This is a genomic window from Pantoea sp. PA1, from assembly GCF_056856975.1.
In genome coordinates this window covers 194,560-218,055 of the sequence record NZ_JBXGEE010000006.1, presented here as the reverse complement: position 1 = coordinate 218,055, position 23,496 = coordinate 194,560, and the positions used below count along the sequence as shown (strand labels likewise).

Below are 23,496 nucleotides of genomic sequence, written 5' to 3'. Positions count from 1 at the left end.
GAAAAAGGTAGAGTCGCACTGTATGAATGTCCAGATAAATTTATTCGCGCTCAGCAACTTAGAGCGCGGTCACGGTCACCCTTCCCGCCTGCCACTCCTCAATCAGAAAAAAGGGCATCGGCAACAGCCACTCACCCTGCTTAACCTGCGCCAGATAGTGCCAGGTGGTTTCGCCCGCGGTGATCGCCACGCGCTGTCTGCTGCCGTCGGCCACACTGGCTTTCCCGGTCATACTGGCAAAGCCGGCATTGCTGCCCACGTGGAACTGCGGCGTCTGCCAGCGCACCGGCGCATGGGCAGGCCACGGCCGGGCCTGATGAAAGTGAAACAGTTCATCGTGATTCAGCACGCTTTCACGTACTGTCGGCCATAACGCCACTTTGAGGAAATATTGATCGGTGAAGCGTTCGCTCCCCCGGTAGTGCGCAATAAAATCACGCATCGCCTGTTCCACGTTGTGAAAGACGCCATGACAGCCGCCCCACATCCCTGCCAGCAGCAGTTCGGTGTGGGAAAAGTAGTCACGCATATGGTGGAACCAGTAAGGTGAAGCCAGCCAGGCGCTGACCGCCGCCGCTTCGCGCTCTGAGAGCAGCGAGTCGGCATCGCGGACGATAAAGCGCTTCACGCCGGGATCGTCCATCACCAGAAAACGCCACAGGGTGGGAAACAGGGTTTTCTCATGCGACATATCGACCCGTTGCACATGCGGCTGGTCCAGTCGCTGCCAGACATGCTGCGGCACGCTGTCGTCAAGGTAGATGCGGCAGACCCAGCCGGGATAGAGTTCAGGTGCGACTTCAACGTTTTTAATCAGGGTTTCGCAGTAGCGCGGCTGGTCACCAAACAGGCTGAAGGCAATGACATTCTGGTGCGGCTGTGTGAGATCGGCAGGTTCGGGCTGGGGAGCGGGAAACGCCACGCGCTGCCCCTGACTGAAACGCGCATCGGACTGCATCAGCGACGCCAGACCATAGCGCGCCACCTCATCCGGCTTATTCAGCCAGCCACAGACTTCCGTCAGGCCATCCAGCCAGGTTTCAGAGGCGGTGCTGCGCACCGCGGGCGGGGAGTGTGCAATCTTCTGATAGATTTTATAGGACTTCTGGTACTGACCCAGACGCAGCAGACAGAGCGCATAGTCGCTCAGCACCTGCATCTGCTGAGGCAGATAGCGCAGTGCCTCTTCGCAGCACTGGGCGGCCTGTGCATAGTCACCCTGCTGCATGGCGGCACGGAAGCGTTCGGCACCGCGTTCCAGCCGGGCATTAAGGGCGGCGGGATCGGCTTTGAATGCCGGTCGTCGGACAGGAAGTGTATTGCGCATAAGCCTTCTCAGGTTTCACTGAAATGACGCGCCCTATACAGCAGCAGGCCCGATAGGGGCCCGCGGCCTGACGCGGCCTACAGCAAGCGACGCGCCGCTTCGACCACAATCTTCACTGCGTCGCTTTCTGTCTGTTTCATGGTGACCGCATCAGGGATCTCTTTCTGCGTACGGTTCACAATGACGCCTGCCACCATACCGGCGCGGAGGCCCTGGCTGGCGCACATGGTTAACAGTGTAGCGGATTCCATCTCATAGTTGAGGACACCCATCTCCTGCCACTCTTTCATCGATCCCTTGAAACGGCTGACGACGCGGCCTGAGACGGTGTCGTAGCGCTCCTGGCCCGGATAGAAGGTGTCAGAGGAGGCGGTAATGCCGATATGGGTGGTGGCGCCACAGGCTTCTGCAGCCGCCACCAGCGCAGTGGTACAACCGAAGTCAGCCACCGCCGGGAACTCCATCGGCGCGAAATGCAGGCTGGCGCCATCCAGGCGCACGGAGGCGGTCGTGACCAGCACATCGCCGACGTTGATATGTGGCTGAATGGCACCCGTGGTGCCGACGCGCAGGAAGGTGCGCACGCCAAGCTGAGCCAGCTCTTCTACCGCAATCGAGGTCGAAGGGCCGCCGATGCCGGTTGAGCAGACAACCACCGGCTTGCCATCCAGTTTTGCCAGCCAGGAGGTAAATTCACGGTGTGAGGCGAGATGCGTGGCATCCTCCATCAGTCCGGCAATTTTCTTCACGCGCTCCGGGTCGCCCGGCACAATCGCCAGGGTGGCGCCCTGCAGATCGGCTTTCGTCAGGCCAAGATGGAAAACGTCAGACTGTGTCATTTGCAGACTCCTGTTAAGGGATGATAGCGCGCCACTCTACGCCAGCACGCCCGATAAATATGTGACAGCATTCACTTAAGAAAATGAAAGTTACATTTACCGAAAGAAAAAATGCGACATTAATCACACATTAACATCTTCTTCGCCCGGATAACGCCCGGTGGGGCTGTGTCGGGGTCAGGGCAATGTTAAAGAGGTGGATGCGTTTGTTCGCTGCTGATTCTGTTACCCGACACCTGGCACGCACGCTTTCGGGCCAGGCTATAGTTACGTGATTGCGCCAATGCTTGCACGGAGAGAATAATGAAACCCAGTGATACTTTGCCACAAAAACCGGCGACGGGCGGCTTTGCCCCAGCCGTGCAGCCCACCGCCGACACCACCATTATTACCGATAGTCCGGCCATTCACGCAGGTGAGACTTCCGTGCCCAGTCAGGGCGAAAACATGCCGGCCTATTTTGCAAAACCGCAGTCAGCGGAAGGTCCTTTACCCGTCGTGCTGGTGGTGCAGGAGATCTTTGGTGTGCACGAACACATCCGGGATATCTGCCGCCGTCTGGCGCTGGAAGGCTATCTGGCGATTGCACCGGAGCTCTATTTCCGCGAGGGCGATCCCTCTGAGTATCACGATATCCCGACGCTGTTCAGCGAGCTGGTCAGTAAAGTGCCGGATACTCAGGTGCTGGCTGACCTGGACCATGCCGCCAACTGGGCCGCACGCAACGGCGGCGATATCCGCCGCATGGGCATTACCGGTTTCTGCTGGGGTGGCCGCATCAGCTGGCTCTACGCCGCGCACAATCCGCAGCTGCGCGCCGCCGTGGCCTGGTATGGACGGCTGACCGGCGACCGCACTCTGAAGCAGCAGAAGCACCCGATTGATATTGCCGTCGCGCTCAACGCGCCGGTTTTAGGACTCTATGGCGGACAGGACGAGAGCATCCCGCTGGAGAGCGTCGAGCAGATGCGACAGGCGCTGCATGCCGCCAATGCCACCGCCGAGATCATCGTCTATCCCGAAGCGGGTCATGCGTTTAATGCAGACTACCGCCCGAGCTACCATGCGGAATCGGCTCAGGATGGCTGGCAGCGGATGCTGACCTGGTTCAGGCAATATGGTGTGACCTCGCAGTAACTGAAAAAGGGGCGCGTCTGCGCCCCTTTTTTTTGCCACCCGGACCCGCTCCCCTACGCCGTCTCACCACGCAGTTTCTTCGCCGCCGTTACCATATTGGCCAGCGCCTGCCGTGTTTCCGTCCAGCCGCGCGTTTTCAGGCCGCAGTCCGGGTTTACCCACAGACGCGCTGCCGGAATCCGTTGTGCGGCCTTCTGCAGCAGGGCCTCTATCCACTCAACGCTGGGAACGTTAGGCGAGTGAATGTCATAGACGCCGGGGCCGATTTCATTCGGATAGTCGAAATGCTCAAACGATTCCAGCAGCTCCATATCGGAGCGCGAGGTTTCAATGGTGATGACATCCGCATCCAGCGCCGCAATGGCATCCATGATGTCGTTGAACTCGCAGTAACACATATGGGTGTGAATCTGGGTGTCATCCTGCGCCACGGCCGCGGTAAGCCGGAACGCCTCTACCGCCCAGGTCAGGTAGGCGGCCCACTCCGACTGATGCAAAGGCAGGCCCTCACGCAGAGCCGGTTCATCTATCTGAATAATCCCGATTCCCGCTTTCTCCAGATCTTTCACTTCATCACGCAGCGCCAGCGCGATCTGCTTTGCGAGGGTTTCCCGTGACACATCTTCACGCGGGAAAGACCAGCAGAGGATGGTAACCGGGCCAGTCAGCATCCCTTTTACCGGCTTGTCGGTCAGCGACTGCGCATAGCTGGCCCACTCCACGGTGATCGCCGCCGGCCGGCTGATATCCCCGATGATGACCGGCGGTTTCACACAGCGGGAACCGTAGCTCTGCACCCAGCCGTTCTGGGTGAAGACAAATCCCTCCAGATGCTCGCCAAAATACTCCACCATGTCGTTGCGTTCCGCTTCACCGTGAACCAGCACATCCAGCCCCAGCCGCTCCTGTTCGGTAATGGCCTGCCTGATATGTGCCGCGATGCCGGTGCGGTAGTGGCTGCTGTCGAGACGGCCCTGCTTAAAGTCGAGGCGCAGGCCACGGATCTCAGTGGTCTGTGGAAAAGAGCCGATGGTGGTGGTGGGCCAGGCCGGCAGTCTGAAACGCTGACGCTGCAGGGCAGCCCGCTCAGAATAGGCGCGCTGGCGCTGACTGAGCTGTGGCGTGATGGCCTGCAGACGCTGGCCCACTGCGGCATTGTGCACGCGGCGCGAGTGCGCACGGGCGCGCACCGGGGCACTCCAGGCCTCCAACGACGCCGCATCGTTCTGGTTCAGTGCGAGAGTAAGCAGCGAAAGTTCAGCACACTTCTGCAGGGCGAAAGCGAACCAGCTTTTGACCTCATCATCCAGACGGGTTTCCACGCTGAGATCGATCGGGCTGTGCAGCAGCGAGCAGGAGGAGCCGATCCAGACCTGTTCCCGCTGTGCAATCACCGGTTGCAGACGGCTGAACCAGCGGCTGAGATCGGCGCGCCAGACGTTACGCCCGTTGATCACCCCGAGTGACAGCAGCCAGCTGGCGGGCAGTTGCTGATTCAGCTGCTGGAGGTCATCGTGGCCATGAACCAGATCGACATGCAGGCCCTGCACCGGCAGTGCGCGAATCACCTCAATATTCTGTCCGATGCTGTCAAAGTAGGTGGTCAGCAGCAGTCTGCTGTGACCCTGCAGCGCGTCATACGCCGGTTTGAAGGCGTCGCGCCACGCCTGCGGCAGTTCCAGGGCCAGGGCCGGTTCATCAATCTGCACCCATTCGATGCCCCGTCTGGCCAGTTCTGCCAGCACCTGCTGGTAGACGGGCAGAATCGCTTCCAGCAGCGACAGGCGCTCGAACGGCTCACCTTTCACTTTGCCCAGCCACAGATAGGTTACCGGCCCCAGCAGCACCGGCTTGATGTTGTGACCCAGCGCCAGCGCCTCATCGACCTCGTCCAGCAGCTGAGTCCAGGTCAGTTTAAACCGCTGTCCCCGGGTAAATTCCGGCACCATGTAGTGATAGTTGGTGTTAAACCATTTGGTCATCTCTGCCGCGGCGGCGGGTTCCCCGCTGGGGGCTCGACCGCGGCCCAGGCGGAACAGGGTGTCCAGGTCAACGCTGCCCTCCGGGTTCTGATGGCGTGCGGGCACGTTGCCCAGCATCAGGCTGGTGGTCAGCACATGATCGTACCAGGCGAAATCGCCGACCGGCAGCAGATCGACACCCGCCGCTTTCTGCTGTTGCCAGTGGCGGGCGCGCAGTTCACGGCCCACCGCCAGTAAGTCCTGCTGCGAAATATCACCCGCCCAGTACTGCTCCAGTGCTTTTTTCAGTTCCCGGCGCAGGCCAATACGGGGAAAGCCGAGGGTGTGGTTCAGAATAGTCATGTGCTGTTCTCCAGATAATCTTTCACGCTGGCTTTTACAGGCAGCCAGAGAGGTTTAGCCGTCCAGATGTTTACACTGCTATAATCTGCGGGTACTGTATGTGGCTCAAGCGCAATATGTTCATTTTCGATGTGAAGGACCCTCATGATTGAACTCAAGCACCTGCGGACGCTTCAGGCTCTGCGCAATACGGGATCGCTGGCGGCGGCGGCGGCCCAGCTTCACCAGACGCAATCGGCGCTCTCTCATCAGTTCAGCGACCTGGAGCAGCGGCTGGGATTCCGCCTGTTCGTGCGTAAAAGTCAGCCGCTGCGGTTTACGCCGCAGGGCGATATTCTGCTGCAGCTGGCAGAGCAGGTGTTGCCGCAGATCCAGCACGCCCTGCAGGCGTGCCATGAGCCGCATCAGACCACGCTGCGGGTGGCGATCGAGTGTCATAGCTGTATTCAGTGGCTGACCCCCGCACTGGATAAATTCCGTCAGAGCTGGCCGCAGGTGGTGATGGATTTCAAATCGGGCGTGACCTTTGATCCTCAGCCCGCTCTGCAGCAGGGTGAGCTGGATGTGGTGCTGACCTCCGATATTCTGGCGCGCTCCGGCCTGTTCTACTCCCCGATGTTTGATTATGAAGTGCGGCTGGTGCTGGCAACGGATCATCCTCTGGCCCAGGTGGAGCAGATTGCCCCGGAAGATCTGGCTGATGAGGTGTTGATGATCTATCCGGTACAGCGTCAGCGTCTGGATATCTGGCGTCACTTCCTGCAGCCTGCTGGCGTCAGCCCGGCGCTGAAAAGCGTCGATAACACCCTGCTGATGATTCAGATGGTTTCCGCGCGCATGGGTATCGCGGCGCTGCCGCACTGGGTGGTGGAGAGTTTTGAGAAGCAGGGTCTGGTCGTGACCCGCACGCTGGGTGAGGGGCTCTGGAGTCGTCTTTATGCCGCCGTGCGCGAAGGTGAACAGCGGCAGCCGGTGCTGGAAGCCTTTATCCGTTTCGCCCGTCAGCACGCCTGTGAGCATCTGCCGTTTGTGCGCGATGCTGCCCTGCCCGGTGCGGTGTTGCAGCGGTAACCGGTCGGGCACAAACCTGCGCGAACGCTGGCAAAATCCCCTATAATGCGCAGCCTGTCGACTGACCATGAGAAGATCTCACCATGACTAATAACGATATTCTGCGCAGCGTGCGCTACATGCTTAATCTGAGCGATGCCGGAATGGTGAAGATTTTTGCGCTGGCGGAATGTGAGGTACCCGAGACGGATGTTCAGGCGTGGCTGAAAAAAGATGACGACGCCGCGTTCCGTCCCTGCCCTGATGTGCTGATGGGTTATTTTCTGAATGGCCTGATTTTTTACCGTCGTGGTAAAAGTGAAGAGGCGCCTGCCCCGTCGATCGAGCGCAAAATGAATAACAACATCTTCATGAAGAAACTGCGTATCGCGTTCGATCTGAAAACGACCGACATTCCTGACGTGCTGAAGCGCGCAAACTTTACCGTGTCGCAGGCGGAAGTAGGGGCGATTTTCCGCAAGCCTGACCATAAGAACTACCGCGAGTGTGGCGATCAGATTCTGCGTAACTTCCTGAAAGGGCTGGCGATGATCCAGCGTCCGAAGAGTGATAAGCCGGCTTAATTTTTGATCGCTTCTGACCCCTGCGTGGTCAGAGGTGGCGCATCTGATCGCAAAGAAAGCCTGCATCCATGCAGCACGGCCTCGCCATCCCTGGCTCGGACGCTTTGCTCCTCAGCTGCGCCCCCCCTTCCCTCCCGCTTCATCAGGGCTTTGACAAGAGCAGCACCGGGCCTGCCATTCCCTCCTTCATGCTCGCACTGAGCCACGCATTTAACAGCGATGAGGCTGTCACGCCTCCAGGCTTTACTACCCTTGCATCACTCCTTCATGCTCGCGCTGAGCCATGTATTTAACAGCGATGAGGCTGTTGCGCCTCATGGGCTGGCGCGTCAGAAGAGCGAAGCGTCCGGGCCAGGGATGGCCCGGCCGATCCACAGGGAAGTGAGATTCCTTCGCGATCGGACGCGCCAGCCCGGGAGGCCTCACCTGACCCACAGCTACTGATTAGGTACGATTCTCCTTTAAGATCGGCTACTACGCCCCACCACCCAGCGCTTATGCACCCACAGCGAGGCGAGGATCACCAGCGCACCCGCAATAAAGCTCGGCCAGTGCGGTTTCTCCTGCCAGATTGCCAGATTCACCAGCAGCCCGGCGGGAACGTGCATGTTATTCATAATGCCCAGCGTGCCGGCATCGACCTGCGTTGCACCGTAGTTCCACATAAAATAGCCCAGACCGGAAGCCGCAACGCCCAGCCAGATCAGAATGCCCCACTGCAGGGAGGTGGTCGGCAACTTCTGCGGATTACCCCAGGCGCACCACGCGATCACGGCAATCACAACCGCACCCAGATAGAACCAGGAGAAGGCGGTGTGCTGCGGCATCGGACGGGTCTCCTGCAGACGCTTATACCCAACCATTCCCGCCGCAAAACAGATGTTTGCCAGCTGCACTAACAGCAGCCCGAACCAGAAATGATCGCTGACTTTGTCATAACGGATAATCGCCGCACCGGCCACCGCCAGCAGCGCACTGAACACATAACCGATGCGCAGCGGACGACGGCTGATCAGATCGTAAATCAGCGTCACATACAGCGGCGTCATCACCGTAAACAGCAGAAATTCTGAAACGCTCAGATAGAGATAGGCTTCAAAACTCAGCAGATACATCACCCCGAGCTGCAGCATCCCCACCAGCATATAAAGCAGCAGCGTTGAAGGGCGGTAGCCGCGCCAGCGCAGGAAAGGCAGGAAGACCAGCGCAGCCAGCGCCAGACGCATCAGAACGGAAAACCAGCTGTCCACCTGCCCGGCAAGGTATTCGCCAATCAGACTGAACGAAAAGGCCCACAGAATAGTGGTAATAATTAATAAGAACACGGTCATGACCCTGAAATTAACAGGCCGCCAGTGTAAACAATGTGCTGCCATCAGGCTGTGAAATCTGGTTGACATCTGACTATAAAACATTCGATCAGAATCTTTAAGCAGCGCACCGTTTACACAGACTGACATAACTGTCGACAGAACCGCTTTTCCGCCAGACAAAATGCGCGAAATGATCCATCAGGTGAACACTTTCGCTCTCAACTGTAATAAAACTGTAACAAATGTGTCATTCATCACAGTAACGCTGCGCAACTAACACTATTCTTTGCGCGAAATGGAACATCGGATGGCCATTTTCTCCTCTTTTCCTGCTTCAACCTGCCGGGAATTCAAAAACCATAATGTGCCCTGGAGGGCCTCACTGATGCTGAGCATTTTTAAACCTGCGCCACGCCAGCCACAGGTGGCAGAGGATCGTGTCGATCCCCTCTACCGTCGTCTGCGCTGGCAAATTTTCATCGGGATCTTCTTCGGTTATGCCGCCTACTATCTGGTCAGAAAAAACTTTGCGCTCGCGATGCCCTATCTGGTCGAGCAGGGTTTTTCGCGGGGCGATTTAGGGTTTGCCCTGTCGGGCATCTCCATCGCCTACGGCTTTTCAAAATTCATCATGGGATCGGTGTCGGACCGCTCAAACCCGCGCGTCTTCCTGCCGGCTGGCCTGATTCTGGCCGCGGCGGTGATGCTGATCATGGGATTTGTGCCCTGGGCGACCTCCAGCATCATGGTGATGTTTGTACTGCTGTTTATCTGCGGCTGGTTTCAGGGGATGGGCTGGCCGCCGTGCGGACGCACCATGGTTCACTGGTGGTCACAGAAGGAGCGCGGCCGGATCGTCTCGGTCTGGAACTGCGCCCATAATGTGGGCGGCGGTATCCCCCCGCTGCTGTTTCTGCTGGGCATGGCGTGGTTTAACGACTGGAAAGCGGCGCTCTACATGCCCGCTTTTGGCGCGATTGCCATTGCGATTCTGGCCTTTGCGCTGATGCGCGATACCCCGCAATCCTGTGGCCTGCCGCCGATTGAAGCGTATAAAAACGACTATCCGCCCGACTACGATGCCAGCCATGAAGAGGAGCTGACGGCAAAGCAGATCTTCATGAAGTACGTGCTGCCGAACAAGCTGCTGTGGTACATCGCGCTGGCCAACGTGTTTGTCTATCTGCTGCGCTACGGCATCCTCGACTGGTCTCCGACCTATCTCAAAGAGGTGAAACACTTCACGCTGGATAAATCCTCCTGGGCCTACTTCCTGTATGAATATGCGGGGATACCGGGGACGCTGCTCTGCGGCTGGATGTCGGATAAAGTGTTCCGCGGCAATCGGGGGGCGACCGGGGTGTTCTTTATGACGCTGGTCACCGTCGCGACCGTCATCTACTGGCTCAATCCGGCGGGTAACCCCGGCGTTGATATGGCCTGTATGATCGTGATTGGCTTCCTGATCTACGGTCCAGTGATGCTGATTGGTCTGCACGCGCTGGAGCTGGCCCCGAAAAAAGCGGCAGGAACGGCAGCGGGCTTTACCGGCCTGTTCGGCTACCTGGGTGGGTCGGTGGCCGCCAGCGCTATTGTCGGTTACACCGTCGACTACTTCGGCTGGGATGGCGGCTTCCTGGTGATGATCGCAGGCTGCGTGCTCGCCGTTATTCTGCTGCTCCTGACCATGGTCAGCGAACACAGACACAAACAGAAAATCGCCTGACGGCATAAAAAAAGGGCCGGATAACCGGCCCTTTTCATTCATCTGCTTATGCGAGGTAGAGTGCGCGCAGCGTCTGCGGCACCGCATCATCCGCATTCGATCCAATCACTTCCAGCGCCGGCAGCGTATCTTTCAGCCGCTGATGGGCGTTCTGCATGATACAGCCCTTGCCCGCCATGCTCAGCATCTCCACATCGTTCATGCCGTCGCCAAAGGCGATACAGCTTTGCAGCGAATGACCCAGCTGCTTCGCCACGGCTTCCAGCGCATGCCCCTTCGACACGCCGCCCGCCATGACCTCCAGGCAAGTGGGTAATGAGAAGCTGACGTTAACGCGGTCACCCCAGCGCGCTTCAATGGCCTGCTCCATCGGGATCAGATGTTCAGGGTTTTCGCAGGTGAAGAAGACTTTGCTGATGTTATCGGTTGGCAGCAGACCTGGCTCATAGACCTGATAATTGAACACCGACTCGCGGAAGTAATCCTGTTCCGCCGGACTTGAGCGGCTGACAAACCACTCATCATCCCGGTAGACGTGAGTCAGGATTTCGTTGTGATGATATTGCAGGCCAAACAGATCGCTGGCGATGTCGGCATCCAGATTGTGACTGAAGACCAGTTCGCCCGCCGCGTTGTGAACGCGCGCGCCGTTTGAAGTGATCATATAAGCCGGAATCGCCAGGCTGTCGCGCATCTGTCCGACATCGATATGATGACGGCCGGTCGCGAAAACGAAGTGGATATCTCTGGCGACCAGCTGCTGCAGCGTTTCGCGTGCAAACGGGGTCAGGCGATGTTCGGGAGAAAGCAGCGTGCCATCCAGGTCGGATGCAACGATGTGGTACATGAAAACCTCGGGTATCGGAGTCTGCCGGCTTTCGCCGGTCGGATAAATAACGTCAGTGATGCGCTGAAAAGAAGTCGACCACTGCATGGAGCGCTTCGGCACGCATCGCGTCTTTTTCAAACAGGATCTCATGACGCGCGCCGTTGATCACCCGCGGCGTGTTGCCCTCACACGGATGACCCGCCGCAGCCATCGCGGCACAAAACAGGTCCTGCGAACGGTTATCGACCACCCGATCCTCGCTGGCCTGTAACAGCAGCAGCGGCGTGGTGATCTTATCCACCTGACTGATGATGTTGCGACCGGCATGGATGCCTTCGCGCACCCAGTGATAGGTCGGCCCGCCAACGCGAATCGCCGGATCATCAGCATAAAAGCGCAGGTTACGCCGGTAACGCTCAGCACTGTGCGTCAGCCGGTTGATGCCAAACGGATGCGCGCGCCAGCGTCCGGTGCCGAGCGCATACCCATCGCGCACCGCCGGGCGTTTCTCCGCCCAGTCGAGTATCCGGTGGGTCAGGAAGGCGGGCAACGGCAGCGCAATACCAAACATCGGGGCCACCAGGGCAACCGCATGAAAAGCCTGCGGCTGCCGCGCCAGAAACAGCGTTAATATTGCGCCCCCCATCGAGTGAGCCAGCGCATAACGCTGCTGATAGTGTCCGCTGACGATCTCTTTCAGATAGAGGGTTTCGAGATCGTCGACATAGTGGGTAAATTCCACCACGTGGCCGCGGTGTGAGTCCTCCAGCAGACGATCGGAGCGCCCCTGGCCGCGATGATCGAGGATCACCACATCGAAGCCACAGTGAAACAGATCGTAGGCCAGCTCGGGATATTTGATGTAACTCTCGATGCGGCCGGGCACAATCAGGATGACACGCGTATGTTTCGGTGACGTGAACCGGACGTAACGCAATGTCAGATTACCGACGCCGGTAAACTCACGCTCTTCACGGCTGTGCCAGAAGTCGAGCAGCGGACCGGTTGCAAAGGCAGCAAAGGCTTTTTCGCGTCGCAGCCAGCTGGCTTTGTGTGGATTCATTCGCCCTCCTGATGACCGGATAAAGAGTCCCTGTTGCCGTACGCAGGCCGTAGCGCCGCGCTTATTTCTGGCGTATTGTGTCACACTTCCGCCCCTAAAGAGAGCGCAACCCATGACCATCGAATGGTGGCTGACCTATCTGCTCACCACCACAATTCTCAGCCTGTCGCCCGGCTCCGGCGCGATTAACACCATGAGTACCGGCATCAGCCACGGCTATCGCGGCACGGTGGCATCCATCTCCGGCCTGCAGGTCGGGCTGGCGCTGCATATCGTGCTGGTAGGCATCGGGCTGGGCGCGCTGTTTTCCCAGTCGCTGCTCGCCTTTGAGATTCTGAAATGGGCCGGTGCGGCCTACCTGGTCTGGCTGGGTATTCAGCAGTGGCGCTCAGCGGGCGGTATTGACCTGGACGCGGTCGCTAAAGCGATGCCGCGCCGTCGCCTGTTCAAACGTGCCGTGCTGGTGAACCTGACCAACCCCAAAAGCATCGTCTTTCTGGCGGCGCTCTTCCCGCAATTTATTCAGCCGCATCAGCCGCTCTTTATGCAGTATCTGGTGCTGGGCGTGACGACCGTAGTGGTCGATATCATCGTGATGATTGGCTACGCCACGCTGGCAACCCGCATTGCGGGCTGGATTAAAGGGCCAAAACAGATGAAGCTCATGAACCGTATTTTCGGCGGACTGTTTATGGCGGTCGGCGCCCTGCTGGCCAGCGCCAGGAAGATCGCCTGATCCTGACGCGCCGGCCCGCCAGGGCCGGCGCGATCGCTTCTCTCTCATCACACCGCCGGCACGGCACGCAGCACGATGATGCCCGGCACTGACCGCATATATTCCCTGAACGGCGCATCGACAACCCGGCGGTTTTCAGCCCGCGAGGAGGCGTTCCTGAACCACAACCGGCCATCGTGCCGGACGGCAATCCCCACATGTGAGACATCCAGCCCCGCCGCGGGCGTGTAAACCCCGACGTAATCGCCATTCTGAATCTGGTCAAGCAGCCGGGGCGTAAGGGCGCGGGCCGGAATGTATGTGATCGGACGCGGCATCACGCCCAGACCCGGCACTTTTTCTGTTCCGCTGGCCTGACGATTGAGTGGCTTCATCACCGTTACCGCCGCCGGGCTCAGTGTGCGGGTGACGTCATCGGCAATCGGCGGGCTGTCAGCAGCCCAGTCGGAAAAAAAGTGGCGCCGTTTCAGGTAGCTGACCTCGCCATCCCGATAACGGGTGCGGATAAGGCTGGCTTCAAAGCTGGGGCGATCGTGGCTTTGGCTCAGCGCCTGCACATAATCCAGCAGCGTAAAGCAGTCTACCCGGTAGAGGTTGATCACCAGCGCTTCGGGCGTCGCAGGCGAGCCGATCAGCGTCTGGGCCTGATAAGGTGTCCCGAGAAAAGCCGCAGAGATCCGGCTAATCCTGTCCCCCTGCGGCAGGCCGGGCGCAGGAAGCTGCGCCAGCATCGACGTCACCTTATCCGTCCGGATCGGCTGCGACGCCGGATAACGGGTCGCCGCCGGTGACGCGCAGGCGCTGATGCCCGCACTCATTAACAGCAGCAGCAACGCTTTCATTCTCATCATCCTGTTCCTGCAAAAATATGCCCGGTTACCGACCTTACCAGAGGTGATGCCTCGGTGGATTAACACCGGGTGACGATTGAGTGACGGTTAAGGTAACGGGATAAACGGTGGAGCAGAGTGTGATCGCTGTCACATGAGGGAGAGACGACGGGAGGTGAGAGCCCTGCCGGACGCGCCTCGTGCACGCCGGCATCCGCGATGCTTAGCGGGAGATAATCAGATGGATGCCGAAACCGGCAAAGAGCACCCCTGCCATACCATCCACCCATTTTGCCAGGCGCTGATATTTCGCACGCATCCACGGCAGGGCAAAGATTGCCGCCACCAGCGCAAACCAGGCAAAAGTTTCCGCGATGATCAGCAGGAACAGACCCCAGCGCTCCGTCGCGCCGACATCATCCCCGACAAACAGCGAGAAGACGCTGCCGAAGTAGATAATCGCTTTAGGATTTGAGAGATTCGTCAGCAGCCCTTTGAGAAAGCTCATGCCGCGTTTTGGCAGCTCCACCACCGGTTCATCCTGCTGCGGCTGTTTGTGGCGCTGACGTGCCGAGCCCATCAGCTGCCAGCCCATCCACAGCAGATAGAGTCCGCCACCGACCATGATGATCTGATGCAGCCAGGCCATTTTCTCCAGAATCAGATGCAGCCCCATCAGCGCCACCCCTGCCCAGACAACGATACCGAGCGTAATGCCCAGCACGCCCATCATCGCCTCTTTACGTGAGCGGCTGGCAGCCGTCTGTGAGACAAAAAAGAAATCCGGGCCGGGGCTCATCAGCGCCACCAGGTGTACCAGCGCCACAGTGGCAAATAACATCAGCATAATCAGTGTCCTTTACTCTTCATCGAGATGCTCTTTGATCATCACCAGGAAAGGTTTGCCAAAGCGCTCCAGTTTGCGGTGACCCACGCCATTGACGCTGAGCATCTCTGACGCGCTGACCGGCATCTGTTCTGCCATTTCAATCAGTGTGGCGTCATTGAACACCACGTAAGGCGGAATATTCTCTTCATCGGCGATCGCTTTTCGCAGCTTACGCAGCTTGGCAAAGAGCTTGCGATCGTAGTTGCCACCGTGAAACTTCGCCGGACTGCTGCTCTTCGTCTTCGCGGTAATCAGGCGCGGCACCGCCAGCATCAGGGGGACTTCACCGCGCAGCACCGGGCGGGCGGCTTCGGTCAGCTGCAGTGCCGAATGCATGGCAATGTTCTGCGTGACCAGCCCCAGATGGATCAACTGACGTAACACGCTGACCCAGTGCTCGTGGCTCTGATCTTTGCCGAGTCCATAGACCGGCAGTTTGTCATGGCCCTGTTCCCGGATACGCTGATTGTTGGAGCCGCGCAGCACCTCCACGATATAGCCCATGCCGAAACGCTGCCCCACGCGGTAGATGCCGGAGAGCGCCTTCTGCGCCTCGACCAGACCATCATACCGTTTAGGCGGATCGAGACAGATATCGCAGTTATCGCACGGCTGCTGGCGCCCCTCACCAAAGTAGTTGAGCAGCACGAGGCGGCGGCAGGTCTGCGCTTCCGCAAACGCGCCCATGGCGTTGAGCTTGTGGCGTTCAATATCCTGCAGCGGCCCCGGCACTTTCTCTTCCAGACACTTACGCAGCCAGGCCATATCTGCCGGGTCGTAAAGCATCATCGCCTCGGCGGGCAGGCCATCACGGCCGGCACGGCCGGTTTCCTGGTAGTAGGATTCGATGTTGCGCGGGATATCAAAGTGAACCACAAAGCGGACGTTGGGCTTGTTGATGCCCATCCCAAAGGCCACCGTCGCCACCACGATTTGCAGATCGTCACGCTGAAACGCTTCCTGCACTCTGGCGCGCTGTTCGCTGTCGATACCGGCATGATAGGCCCCGACGCTCAGCCCCCGGCTCTGCAGGCGCGCGGCGGTGTCTTCCACCTTCGCCCGGCTGTTGCAGTAGATAATGCCGCACTTGCCGCGCTGATCCTGAACGTAGCGCAGCAGCTGATCTGTGGGCTTAAATTTTTCCACCAGGGTGTAGCGGATATTGGGACGGTCGAAGCTGCTGATCTGGATCAGCGGGTCCTGCATGTGCAGCAGGTTAACGATGTCGTTACGGGTGGTTTCATCGGCGGTCGCGGTCAGCGCCATCACCGGCACCTCCGGGAAGCGTTCACGCAACCGGCCCAGCGCGCCATATTCCGGACGGAAATCGTGCCCCCACTGCGAGATACAGTGCGCCTCATCCACCGCCAGCATCACGGGCTGCCAGTGTGCCAGATTGTCGAGGAAGTTATCCATCATCAGGCGTTCAGGGGCGATGTAGAGCAGCTTCACCCGACCGGTGCGGCAGTCAGCCATCACCGTCTGCTGCTGTTCGCGCGTCATAGTGGAGTTGAGACACGCCGCGGCCACGCCGTTTGCCAGCAGCTGATCGACCTGATCTTTCATCAGTGAGATCAGCGGCGAGACCACCAGCGTCAGGCCTTCGCGCACCAGCGCCGGGATCTGATAGCAGAGCGATTTACCGCCGCCGGTGGGCATGACCACCAGACAATCGCGCCCGCTCAGCGCCTGATTGATGATCGTCTGCTGACCGGGACGAAACTGCTGGTAGCCGAAGGTATCCTGCAATACCTGCTGCGCCAGCGCTTCCTGATTGAGAACTGCCGAGGTTGCCACGCGATTCCTGTCGTACGTTAGGGATTAGAACAAGTCGTTGAGCGTTACACCCACACCCAGACGCGTCTGGCGATGGTTGTAATCGATCAGTGATTCACCGTAGCCGCTGAACACCTGCGTATAGAAGCGGACATGCTCACTGATTGGGTAGCTCCAGGCCATCGTCGCACCGCCATAACCGCTGTTCCAGTTATAGTTGCCTTCAACGCTGAAGATACTGTCGCCCAGCTTATAGCCCAGCCGGGTGCGGTAATAACCCATATATTTGGTGATATCGGGGTTGTCGTCATTATTTGCCCCATCCGGGATGCGATACCAGGGTTTGATCTCCGCCAGGAAGTTCCCGTTCTCCGCCATCAGCCGCGCATAAACGCGGTTCCAGCTGCGCGAAGTGGGATCGCTGCGCCCGTTAGACTCATGATTCAGACCCAGTTCGACATCCCGCAGTGTCCAGCCACCCAGCGAATAATCCGTGGCCCAGCCAAGGAAAATCTGCGGCTCATAATTGGTCTCACGGAAGGGCGAGGATTCACCGCGATTCGACAGCTGCCACCAGGAGCGCTGGGTGTAAGAGGCGGCCAGCACCGAGTTATCACCCAGAATACCGCGCCACAGCGGAAACGCCAGGCTGAGCTGGAATTTCACTTCATCTTTGCGGGCATTTTCTCCCCAGTTATAGGAGGAGATCGCCTCTTTATTCAGGTCGCTGGTGTAGGTGTAGAGCAGATAGTTGTTCTCGTAGGGATAGAGAACAAACGGATTATCATGCTTCTCCAGCAGGTTAGCAATGATGCTGCCCTGAACCTGTGGCGCGTCATGAACCTCTTTGATCTGAGCTTCATCTGCCTGCGCCAGCGCAGGAATTATCAACATTGCCGCCAGCAAGGCGCGATGCTTACGCATAAAATTCTCCGGTGAGCGCTGCGTATCAAAACAACTGAAAGGGTGTCGTAAAAAGCAGGCCATTCTACACGCAAATGGCAGTGAGCAAGAGTGCTGATTTCTTAAACTGGAAACCCCCTCGCAGGCGGCATAGAATACACAACTCATTCAGATTGCGCGCCCCTCTGGCCCGATTTTTTCAGGACACATCATCATGTCATCACCCGTGCTGACACCGCAGGACGCTCGCCAGCTGGTCGGCGAAATTTTCGTTTATCACATGCCCTTCAATCAGGCGCTGGGTCTGGAACTGATGCGCCTGGAGGCGGACTACGCCGAAATCAGCTTTGCCAACAAAACCATGCTGGTGGGCAACCAGGCACAACAGATCCTGCATGGCGGGGTGATCGCGTCGGTTCTGGATGTGGCGGCTGGTATGGTCTGCGTCAGTAACGCACTGACCCGTCAGGAGAGCATCAGCGAAGCCGAGCTTCGCCAGCGTCTCTCCCGCATGGGCACCATCGATATGCGCGTTGACTATCTGCGCCCCGGACGCGGCGAGCGCTTTACTGCCACCAGCAGCCTGCTGCGTGCCGGTAACAAAGTCGCCGTGGCGCGCGTCGAGCTGCACAACCAACAGGGCGACTATATCGCCACGGCAACCGCCACCTATCTTATCGGCTAAGCACGCCATCTGGATCTCATATGGATACGCAACAAACCCGCCAGGGCGTGGGTTTCGCCCTAGGGGCTTACTTTATCTGGGGCATCGCGCCGGCTTACTTCAAACTGGTGAAGCAGGTTCCGGCCACGGAAATCATGACGCACCGGGTTATCTGGTCTGCGCTGTTTATGCTGCTGCTGATTACGCTGAGCCGCAGCTGGCCCGTCGTACGCAGCGTGTTGTCTCAGCCAGCAAAAGTGCTGATGCTGGCGCTGACCGCGCTGACCATTGGCGGCAACTGGCTGCTGTTTATCTGGGCGGTGAATAATCAGCATATGCTGGAAGCCAGCCTGGGTTACTTTATTAATCCGCTGATTAATGTGGTGTTCGGCATGCTGTTTCTGCGCGAGCGTTTCCGTCGTCTCCAGTGGCTGGCGGTGCTGCTGGCCACCCTCGGCGTGCTGGTGCAGCTGTGGCAGTTCGGTTCGCTGCCGGTGATTGCGCTGGGGCTGGCGCTGAGCTTCGCCCTGTATGGTCTGGTGCGTAAAAAGATTCAGGTCGATGCCCAGAGCGGCATGCTGATTGAGACCCTGTGGCTGTTCCCCCTGGCGGCCATCTATCTGTTCGGCTTTGCCGACAGCCCTACCAGCCATCTCTCCGCTAACCCGCTGAGTCTCAACCTCAGGCTGGTCGCGGCAGGGATTATCACCACCATTCCGCTGATGCTGTTTGCGGCGGCCTGCAGCCGGCTGCGTCTCTCCACGGTTGGCTTCTTTCAGTATCTCGGCCCGACCCTGATGTTTATCCTGGCGGTCGTTTTCTACGGGGAAACCATCACGCCAGACAAGATGGTCACCTTTGGCTTCATCTGGCTGGCGCTGCTGGTGTTTGTCTGCGATGCGGTGGCGTTTTCATTCCGCACCCGTACGCGCGTAGCGTGAAATAAAACGCGCCATCGCCGGACCGGTCAGCAGGATGGTGAACAGACGCAGCGTCTGTAACGCCATCACAAAAGCCATGTTGACCTGGGTGCCCGCGGCAATAATCGCCACCGTGTCCAGCCCGCCCGGACTGGTGGCGAGATAGGCGGTCATCAGATCGATATCCAGCATCTGCGTCAGCATCCACGCCAGCCCGCCACACAACAGCATCAGCCCGAAGATGGAGGCGAGCATCTGCGGCAGCGTGCGCAGCGCCAGCAGGAAAATCGGACGGGTGAACCGGAGCCCGACACTCCAGCCGATCAGCGCGTAGGCCAGAGCCAGCAGCCACTCCGGCACCTGGAGTACCGCGACACCGCTGCCGTTCAGTGCCGCCCCTGCCAGCGCGGGCAGCAACAGCGCCCCCGACGGGATGCGCAGCCGGGTGCCCAGCCACGCGCCCGCCAGCATCACCGCCAGCGTGATGACAAAGCCGCGATTCAGGGCGGGAAACCAGAGCAGCGAGACGCTGTGTGCCTCATCCCCCAGACCGATACGTGCCACCAGTGCCGCCGCCGAGGCGACAAACAGCACCCGCAGATACTGCATGAACGCCACCAGCCGCACGTCGGCCCCAAAGTCGCCCGCCATCGCCACCATGGCAGATGCGCCACCCGGTGACGATCCCCAGGCACCGGTCGGGCCAGGCAGCTGACTGAAACGCACCAGCAGAAAGCCCGATACGCCGCTGGCCGCCAGGGTCAGCAGCAGCACCGCCAGCACCACCGGCCACTCCTGAATCAGCGGCGTCAGAATCGACAGCGACAGGCTCTGTGCAATCATGCAGCCCAGTACCGCCTGCGCCAGCAGGAACAACCGCCTGTCGATGCGCAGCGTTGCGCCTGATAACCCCATCACCACGCCGACCACCATCGGGCCCAGCAGCAGCGCCGCGGGCACCTGAAAGTGGTGCAGCAGCGTCCCCAGCAGGACCGACACCAGCAGCAGCAGCGCCCACTGCGCGCGTAAGGATAAAGCGTCCATAAAAGTTAATTATTTGTAAAAACAAGGGGGACAGAGTACGCAGAAATGGCGACGGGAGCCAGCAGAACGGGCCATCGACGATGGCCCGGAACGTTTTTACAGCCAGTTTTTACGTTTGAAGTAGAGATAGGGTGCCAGACCCGCCAGGATCATCAGGCCAATTGCAGCCGGATAGCCAAAGCTCCACTTCAGTTCCGGCATAAACTCGAAGTTCATCCCGTAGCTGGAGGCCACCAGCGTCGGCGGCAGGAAGACGACGGAGACCACCGAGAAGATCTTGATGATGCGGTTCTGCTCGATGTTGATAAAGCCCATCGCGGCCTGCATCAGGAAGTTGACCTTCTGGAACAGCGATTCGTTGTGCGGCAGCAGCGACTCGATATCGCGCAGGATTTCACGCGCCTGCTCCAGCTGATTGCCCGGCAGACGCGCTTTGCGCACCAGGAAGTTCAGGGCGCGCTGGGTATCCATCAGGCAGAGACGCACTTTCCAGCCGATATCTTCCAGCTCTGCCAGGCGTGACAGCGCCTGATCGTACTCTTCGCCCTGCTGACCTTCCATAATCACCCGGCTGAGTTTCTCCAGCGCGCTGTAGATGTTCTCGATCTCATCCGCCAGCTGTTCGATTTTGGTTTCGAACAGGTCGAGCAGCAGCTCAAACGCGTTGCCGTCGATCAGGGTCTGGTTTCGGGCGCGCATGCGGTAGAGACGGAAAGCGGGCAGTTCGCGTTCGCGCAGGGTATAGAGGCGGCCTTCACGGATGGTGAACGCCACGGTGGAGTTACCGGCGTGGTCGTCCGCATCTTCATAAAAGAAGAAGGAGTGGATGTGCAGACCATCTTCATCTTCGAAGAAGCGCGCCGACGCCTCGATATCTTCCAGCTCAGGTCGGGTTGCCAGGCTCTGGCCCAGCTCACACTGCACCCGGTCACGCTCGCCCTCTTCCGGCTCAATCAGATCGACCCAGACGGAGGTGGTCAGTTTGTCGTTTTCGTCTTCCAGCTCCAGTCGCGTCAGGCGGCTGTGGTCCAGTTTAAATGCGCTCAGCATAGCAATACTCCCCATTGCAGACTAAATGGGACAAGGCAATCCGCCGTTCCTCAACACAGAACGGGCGGCCTGAACACGGAAACAGAGTTTCAAAGGTAAATCAGTGCTGACTCGTGCGACGGGATCAAAAAGGGAGGTCGCTGATAACCGCTAAGGCTACCCGCGTAAAGAGGTAGCCTTAGATGTTATGCCTGGTATCCAGGTCATTGAGCCAGCATCGACTGGGCGTGTCCAAGGCGTTGTCCTCTCATGATAATAGTGGGCGCATGTTACGCTGAGACGAAAAAGCCGTCAACCGCACGCTAAAGCGTTTCCAGCTTCGCGTAAGCCGCCACCAGCCACTTGATTCCCTGCCCCTGAAACGCCACCTGCAGGCGGCTGTGCTCGCCGCTGCCTTCCAGGTTAATGATGGTGCCTTCACCAAATTTGGCGTGATGAACACGCTGGCCCAGCGAGAATCCGCTGTCATTTTTGGTCACCGGTGCTCCCATCCGCTGATGGCTGACCGGACGACTGACGCTGGCGCGCAGCCGCACTTCTTCAATGCACGTTTCGGGCAGCTCACCGATAAAACGGGAAGGACGGTGATACACTTCCTTACCATAGAGTCGGCGGGTTTCAGCATAGGTCAGCGTCAGCTTGAGCATCGCACGGGTGACGCCGACATAAGCGAGACGACGCTCCTCTTCCAGCCGGCCCCCCTCATCCAGCGACATCTGGCTCGGGAACATCCCCTCTTCCATGCCGACGATGAAGACCTGGCTGAACTCCAGCCCTTTTGCCGAGTGCAGCGTCATCAGCTGAACCGCATCCTGCCATTTGTCTGCCTGACCTTCGCCCGCTTCCAGCGCCGCATGAGATAAAAACGCCTGCAGCGGCATCAGATCTTCATCTTCGTCCTGATAGCTGAACTGGCGGGTTGCCGTCACCAGCTCCTCAAGGTTTTCGATTCGCGCCTGACCCTTCTCGCCTTTCTCCTGCTCATACATCAGCCACAGACCGGAGTCTTTGATCACCCGATCGGTCTGAACATGGAGCGGTAATTCGGCGGTTTCGGTCGCCAGGGAATCGACCAGCTCACAGAAGCGTTGCAGCGCCGAGGCGGCCCGGCCAGCCAGCGCACGGGTTTGCAGCAGTTCGCGCGTCGCCTGCCACAGTGTCATCTGACGTTCGCGGGCAGTCTGACGCACCACGTCGAGCGTCCGATCGCCCACGCCGCGCGTCGGGGTATTGACCACACGCTCAAACGCCGCGTCGTCATTGCGGTTCGCGATCAGACGCAGATAGGAGAGCGCATCTTTGATCTCCTGACGTTCAAAGAAGCGCATGCCGCCATAAATCCGGTAGGGCATGCTGCTCTGCAGCAGCGCCTCTTCCAGCACGCGCGACTGGGCGTTACTGCGGTAGAGAATGGCGCAGTCATTGAGCGCCCCGCCGTTCTCCATCCAGACCTTGATGCGGTTAACCACGAAGCGCGCTTCATCCAGCTCATTGAAGGCGCAGTAGATAGAGATCGGTTCCCCATCACTGCCGTCGGTCCAGAGCTCTTTACCCAGCCGGCCATTGTTATTGGCGATCAGGGCGTTGGCGGCTTTCAGGATGTTATTGGTGGAGCGATAGTTCTGCTCCAGACGAATGGTTTCCGCGCCGGGAAAATCCTGCAGGAAGCGCTGAATATTTTCGACCTGCGCGCCACGCCAGCCGTAGATCGACTGGTCATCGTCACCCACGATGATTACCCGGCCGCTGTCACCCGCCAGCATCCGAATCCAGGCATACTGAATGTTGTTGGTATCCTGGAACTCATCCACCAGCACGTTGGTGAAGCGTTCGCGGTAGTGATTCAGAATGTGCGGCTTGTTGAGCCATAACTCATGCGCACGCAGCAGCAGCTCGGCAAAGTCCACCAGACCGGCGCGATCGCACGCTTCCTGATAGGCCTGATAGATGCGCAGCCAGGTCTGCTCGATCGGATTGCCGTAGCTTTCGATATGCTTTGGCCGCAGGCCTTCATCTTTTTTGCCGTTGATGTACCACATGCCCTGACGCGCAGGCCACTGCTTCTCATCCAGGTTCATCGATTTAATCAGGCGCTTAAGCAGGCGCAGCTGATCTTCACTGTCGAGGATCTGAAAGTCCTGTGGCAGACCGGCGTCAAGATGATGAGCACGCAGCAGGCGATGCGCCAGACCGTGGAAGGTCCCGATCCACATCCCGCCCTGGCTGGTGCCAATCAGCTGCTCAATACGGTGACGCATCTCCGCCGCCGCTTTGTTGGTAAAGGTCACCGCCATAATGGAATAGGGTGAACAGTTCTCTACCGACATCAGCCAGGCGATGCGATGCACCAGCACCCGCGTTTTGCCACTGCCCGCGCCTGCCAGCACCAGCAGGTTACTGCGCGGGGCCGCTACGGCCTCACGCTGATTGTCATTTAACCCATCGAGCAGTTCAGAAACGTCCATAAGCACCGGTTACCAAAGAGAAAACGC

21 protein-coding genes are annotated in these 23,496 nt (G+C 58.9%); 7 read left to right on the top strand and 14 right to left on the bottom strand.

The window, feature by feature from the left end:
* Positions 1-58: 58 nt before the first annotated feature.
* Both AC1V0D_RS19640 and udp read right to left on the bottom strand, forming a co-directional pair.
* Positions 59-1,327, bottom strand: a complete 1,269-nt coding sequence (locus AC1V0D_RS19640) for a tetratricopeptide repeat protein (protein WP_312830059.1) — start codon at positions 1,325-1,327, stop codon at positions 59-61.
* A 77-nt stretch (positions 1,328-1,404) separates the two neighbouring features.
* The gene (gene udp / locus AC1V0D_RS19635) at positions 1,405-2,166 is read right to left on the bottom strand and encodes a uridine phosphorylase (protein ID WP_009088492.1); all 762 of its coding nucleotides are present in this window, start codon (positions 2,164-2,166) and stop codon (positions 1,405-1,407) included.
* A gap of 303 nt (positions 2,167-2,469) precedes the next feature.
* Here udp and AC1V0D_RS19630 point away from each other — a divergent pair, with 303 nt between their 5' ends.
* Positions 2,470-3,303 (top strand): dienelactone hydrolase family protein, encoded by an 834-nt coding sequence (locus tag AC1V0D_RS19630; protein ID WP_009088490.1) that lies wholly within the window; start codon positions 2,470-2,472, stop codon positions 3,301-3,303.
* A 53-nt stretch (positions 3,304-3,356) separates the two neighbouring features.
* On the opposite strand, the gene metE is transcribed toward AC1V0D_RS19630, so the two are convergent.
* Positions 3,357-5,627 (bottom strand): 5-methyltetrahydropteroyltriglutamate--homocysteine S-methyltransferase, encoded by a 2,271-nt coding sequence (metE, locus tag AC1V0D_RS19625; protein ID WP_482907909.1) that lies wholly within the window; start codon positions 5,625-5,627, stop codon positions 3,357-3,359.
* Positions 5,628-5,771: 144 nt separating this feature from the next.
* On the opposite strand from metE, the gene metR reads away from it, so the two are divergent.
* Together metR and AC1V0D_RS19615 are read left to right on the top strand one after the other, a co-directional pair.
* Positions 5,772-6,698, top strand: coding sequence for an HTH-type transcriptional regulator MetR (gene metR, locus AC1V0D_RS19620; RefSeq protein WP_009088486.1), 927 nt, complete (start codon positions 5,772-5,774; stop codon positions 6,696-6,698).
* Between the two features lie 83 nt (positions 6,699-6,781).
* Positions 6,782-7,261: a YehS family protein gene (locus AC1V0D_RS19615; RefSeq protein WP_009088484.1), complete on the top strand. Its 480-nt coding sequence runs from the start codon at positions 6,782-6,784 to the stop codon at positions 7,259-7,261.
* Positions 7,262-7,722: 461 nt separating this feature from the next.
* Here the strand turns inward: AC1V0D_RS19615 and AC1V0D_RS19610 are convergent, their stop codons facing one another.
* Complete coding sequence (locus tag AC1V0D_RS19610; protein ID WP_482907908.1) at positions 7,723-8,586, bottom strand: carboxylate/amino acid/amine transporter; 864 nt, start codon at positions 8,584-8,586, stop codon at positions 7,723-7,725.
* Between the two features lie 373 nt (positions 8,587-8,959).
* Between AC1V0D_RS19610 and glpT the strand changes: the two genes are divergently transcribed.
* The gene (gene glpT, locus AC1V0D_RS19605; RefSeq protein ID WP_009088478.1) at positions 8,960-10,300 is read left to right on the top strand and encodes a glycerol-3-phosphate transporter; all 1,341 of its coding nucleotides are present in this window, start codon (positions 8,960-8,962) and stop codon (positions 10,298-10,300) included.
* A gap of 46 nt (positions 10,301-10,346) precedes the next feature.
* Here the strand turns inward: glpT and yigL are convergent, their stop codons facing one another.
* Positions 10,347-11,147 carry a sugar/pyridoxal phosphate phosphatase YigL gene (gene yigL / locus AC1V0D_RS19600; RefSeq protein WP_009088476.1) on the bottom strand — a complete coding sequence of 267 codons (801 nt, stop codon included), beginning with the start codon at positions 11,145-11,147 and terminating at the stop codon, positions 10,347-10,349.
* A 52-nt stretch (positions 11,148-11,199) separates the two neighbouring features.
* Positions 11,200-12,192 carry a lysophospholipase L2 gene (pldB, locus tag AC1V0D_RS19595; protein WP_154929006.1) on the bottom strand — a complete coding sequence of 331 codons (993 nt, stop codon included), beginning with the start codon at positions 12,190-12,192 and terminating at the stop codon, positions 11,200-11,202.
* A 112-nt stretch (positions 12,193-12,304) separates the two neighbouring features.
* Here pldB and rhtB point away from each other — a divergent pair, with 112 nt between their 5' ends.
* On the top strand, positions 12,305-12,928 hold the full coding sequence (gene rhtB, locus AC1V0D_RS19590) for a homoserine/homoserine lactone efflux protein (RefSeq protein ID WP_003854387.1): 624 nt from the start codon (positions 12,305-12,307) through the stop codon (positions 12,926-12,928).
* Positions 12,929-12,975: 47 nt separating this feature from the next.
* Here rhtB and AC1V0D_RS19585 read toward each other — a convergent pair whose 3' ends face one another.
* From AC1V0D_RS19585 to pldA, 4 genes are all read right to left on the bottom strand, one after another.
* The gene (locus AC1V0D_RS19585) at positions 12,976-13,776 is read right to left on the bottom strand and encodes a DUF1460 domain-containing protein (protein WP_482907915.1); all 801 of its coding nucleotides are present in this window, start codon (positions 13,774-13,776) and stop codon (positions 12,976-12,978) included.
* A gap of 205 nt (positions 13,777-13,981) precedes the next feature.
* A complete protein-coding gene (gene rhtC, locus AC1V0D_RS19580; protein WP_009088470.1) occupies positions 13,982-14,605 on the bottom strand; it encodes a threonine export protein RhtC in 624 nt (207 codons plus the stop codon).
* Positions 14,606-14,617: 12 nt separating this feature from the next.
* Positions 14,618-16,444, bottom strand: a complete 1,827-nt coding sequence (gene recQ / locus AC1V0D_RS19575) for an ATP-dependent DNA helicase RecQ (protein ID WP_009088468.1) — start codon at positions 16,442-16,444, stop codon at positions 14,618-14,620.
* A 24-nt stretch (positions 16,445-16,468) separates the two neighbouring features.
* Positions 16,469-17,347 (bottom strand): phospholipase A, encoded by an 879-nt coding sequence (gene pldA / locus AC1V0D_RS19570; RefSeq protein WP_009088467.1) that lies wholly within the window; start codon positions 17,345-17,347, stop codon positions 16,469-16,471.
* A gap of 193 nt (positions 17,348-17,540) precedes the next feature.
* Between pldA and AC1V0D_RS19565 the strand changes: the two genes are divergently transcribed.
* Both AC1V0D_RS19565 and rarD read left to right on the top strand, forming a co-directional pair.
* The gene (locus AC1V0D_RS19565) at positions 17,541-18,011 is read left to right on the top strand and encodes a thioesterase family protein (RefSeq protein WP_009088464.1); all 471 of its coding nucleotides are present in this window, start codon (positions 17,541-17,543) and stop codon (positions 18,009-18,011) included.
* Between the two features lie 20 nt (positions 18,012-18,031).
* Entirely contained in the window at positions 18,032-18,931 is a 900-nt protein-coding gene (gene rarD, locus AC1V0D_RS19560) for an EamA family transporter RarD (protein WP_482907907.1), read from the top strand.
* Here the strand turns inward: rarD and AC1V0D_RS19555 are convergent.
* The 4 genes from AC1V0D_RS19555 to uvrD all read right to left on the bottom strand — a co-directional run bounded on the left by AC1V0D_RS19555 (position 18,902) and on the right by uvrD (position 23,469).
* Complete coding sequence (locus AC1V0D_RS19555) at positions 18,902-19,954, bottom strand: AbrB family transcriptional regulator (RefSeq protein WP_111208478.1); 1,053 nt, start codon at positions 19,952-19,954, stop codon at positions 18,902-18,904. The two genes, rarD and AC1V0D_RS19555, sit on opposite strands and share 30 nt — an antisense overlap.
* 96 nt (positions 19,955-20,050) lie before the next feature.
* The gene (gene corA, locus AC1V0D_RS19550; protein WP_009088458.1) at positions 20,051-21,004 is read right to left on the bottom strand and encodes a magnesium/cobalt transporter CorA; all 954 of its coding nucleotides are present in this window, start codon (positions 21,002-21,004) and stop codon (positions 20,051-20,053) included.
* A gap of 178 nt (positions 21,005-21,182) precedes the next feature.
* Positions 21,183-21,239: a YsgD/CorL family protein gene (gene ysgD, locus AC1V0D_RS19545; protein WP_350769477.1), complete on the bottom strand. Its 57-nt coding sequence runs from the start codon at positions 21,237-21,239 to the stop codon at positions 21,183-21,185.
* Between the two features lie 67 nt (positions 21,240-21,306).
* Entirely contained in the window at positions 21,307-23,469 is a 2,163-nt protein-coding gene (gene uvrD, locus AC1V0D_RS19540) for a DNA helicase II (protein WP_009088456.1), read from the bottom strand.
* Between the last annotated feature and the right edge of the window lie 27 nt (positions 23,470-23,496).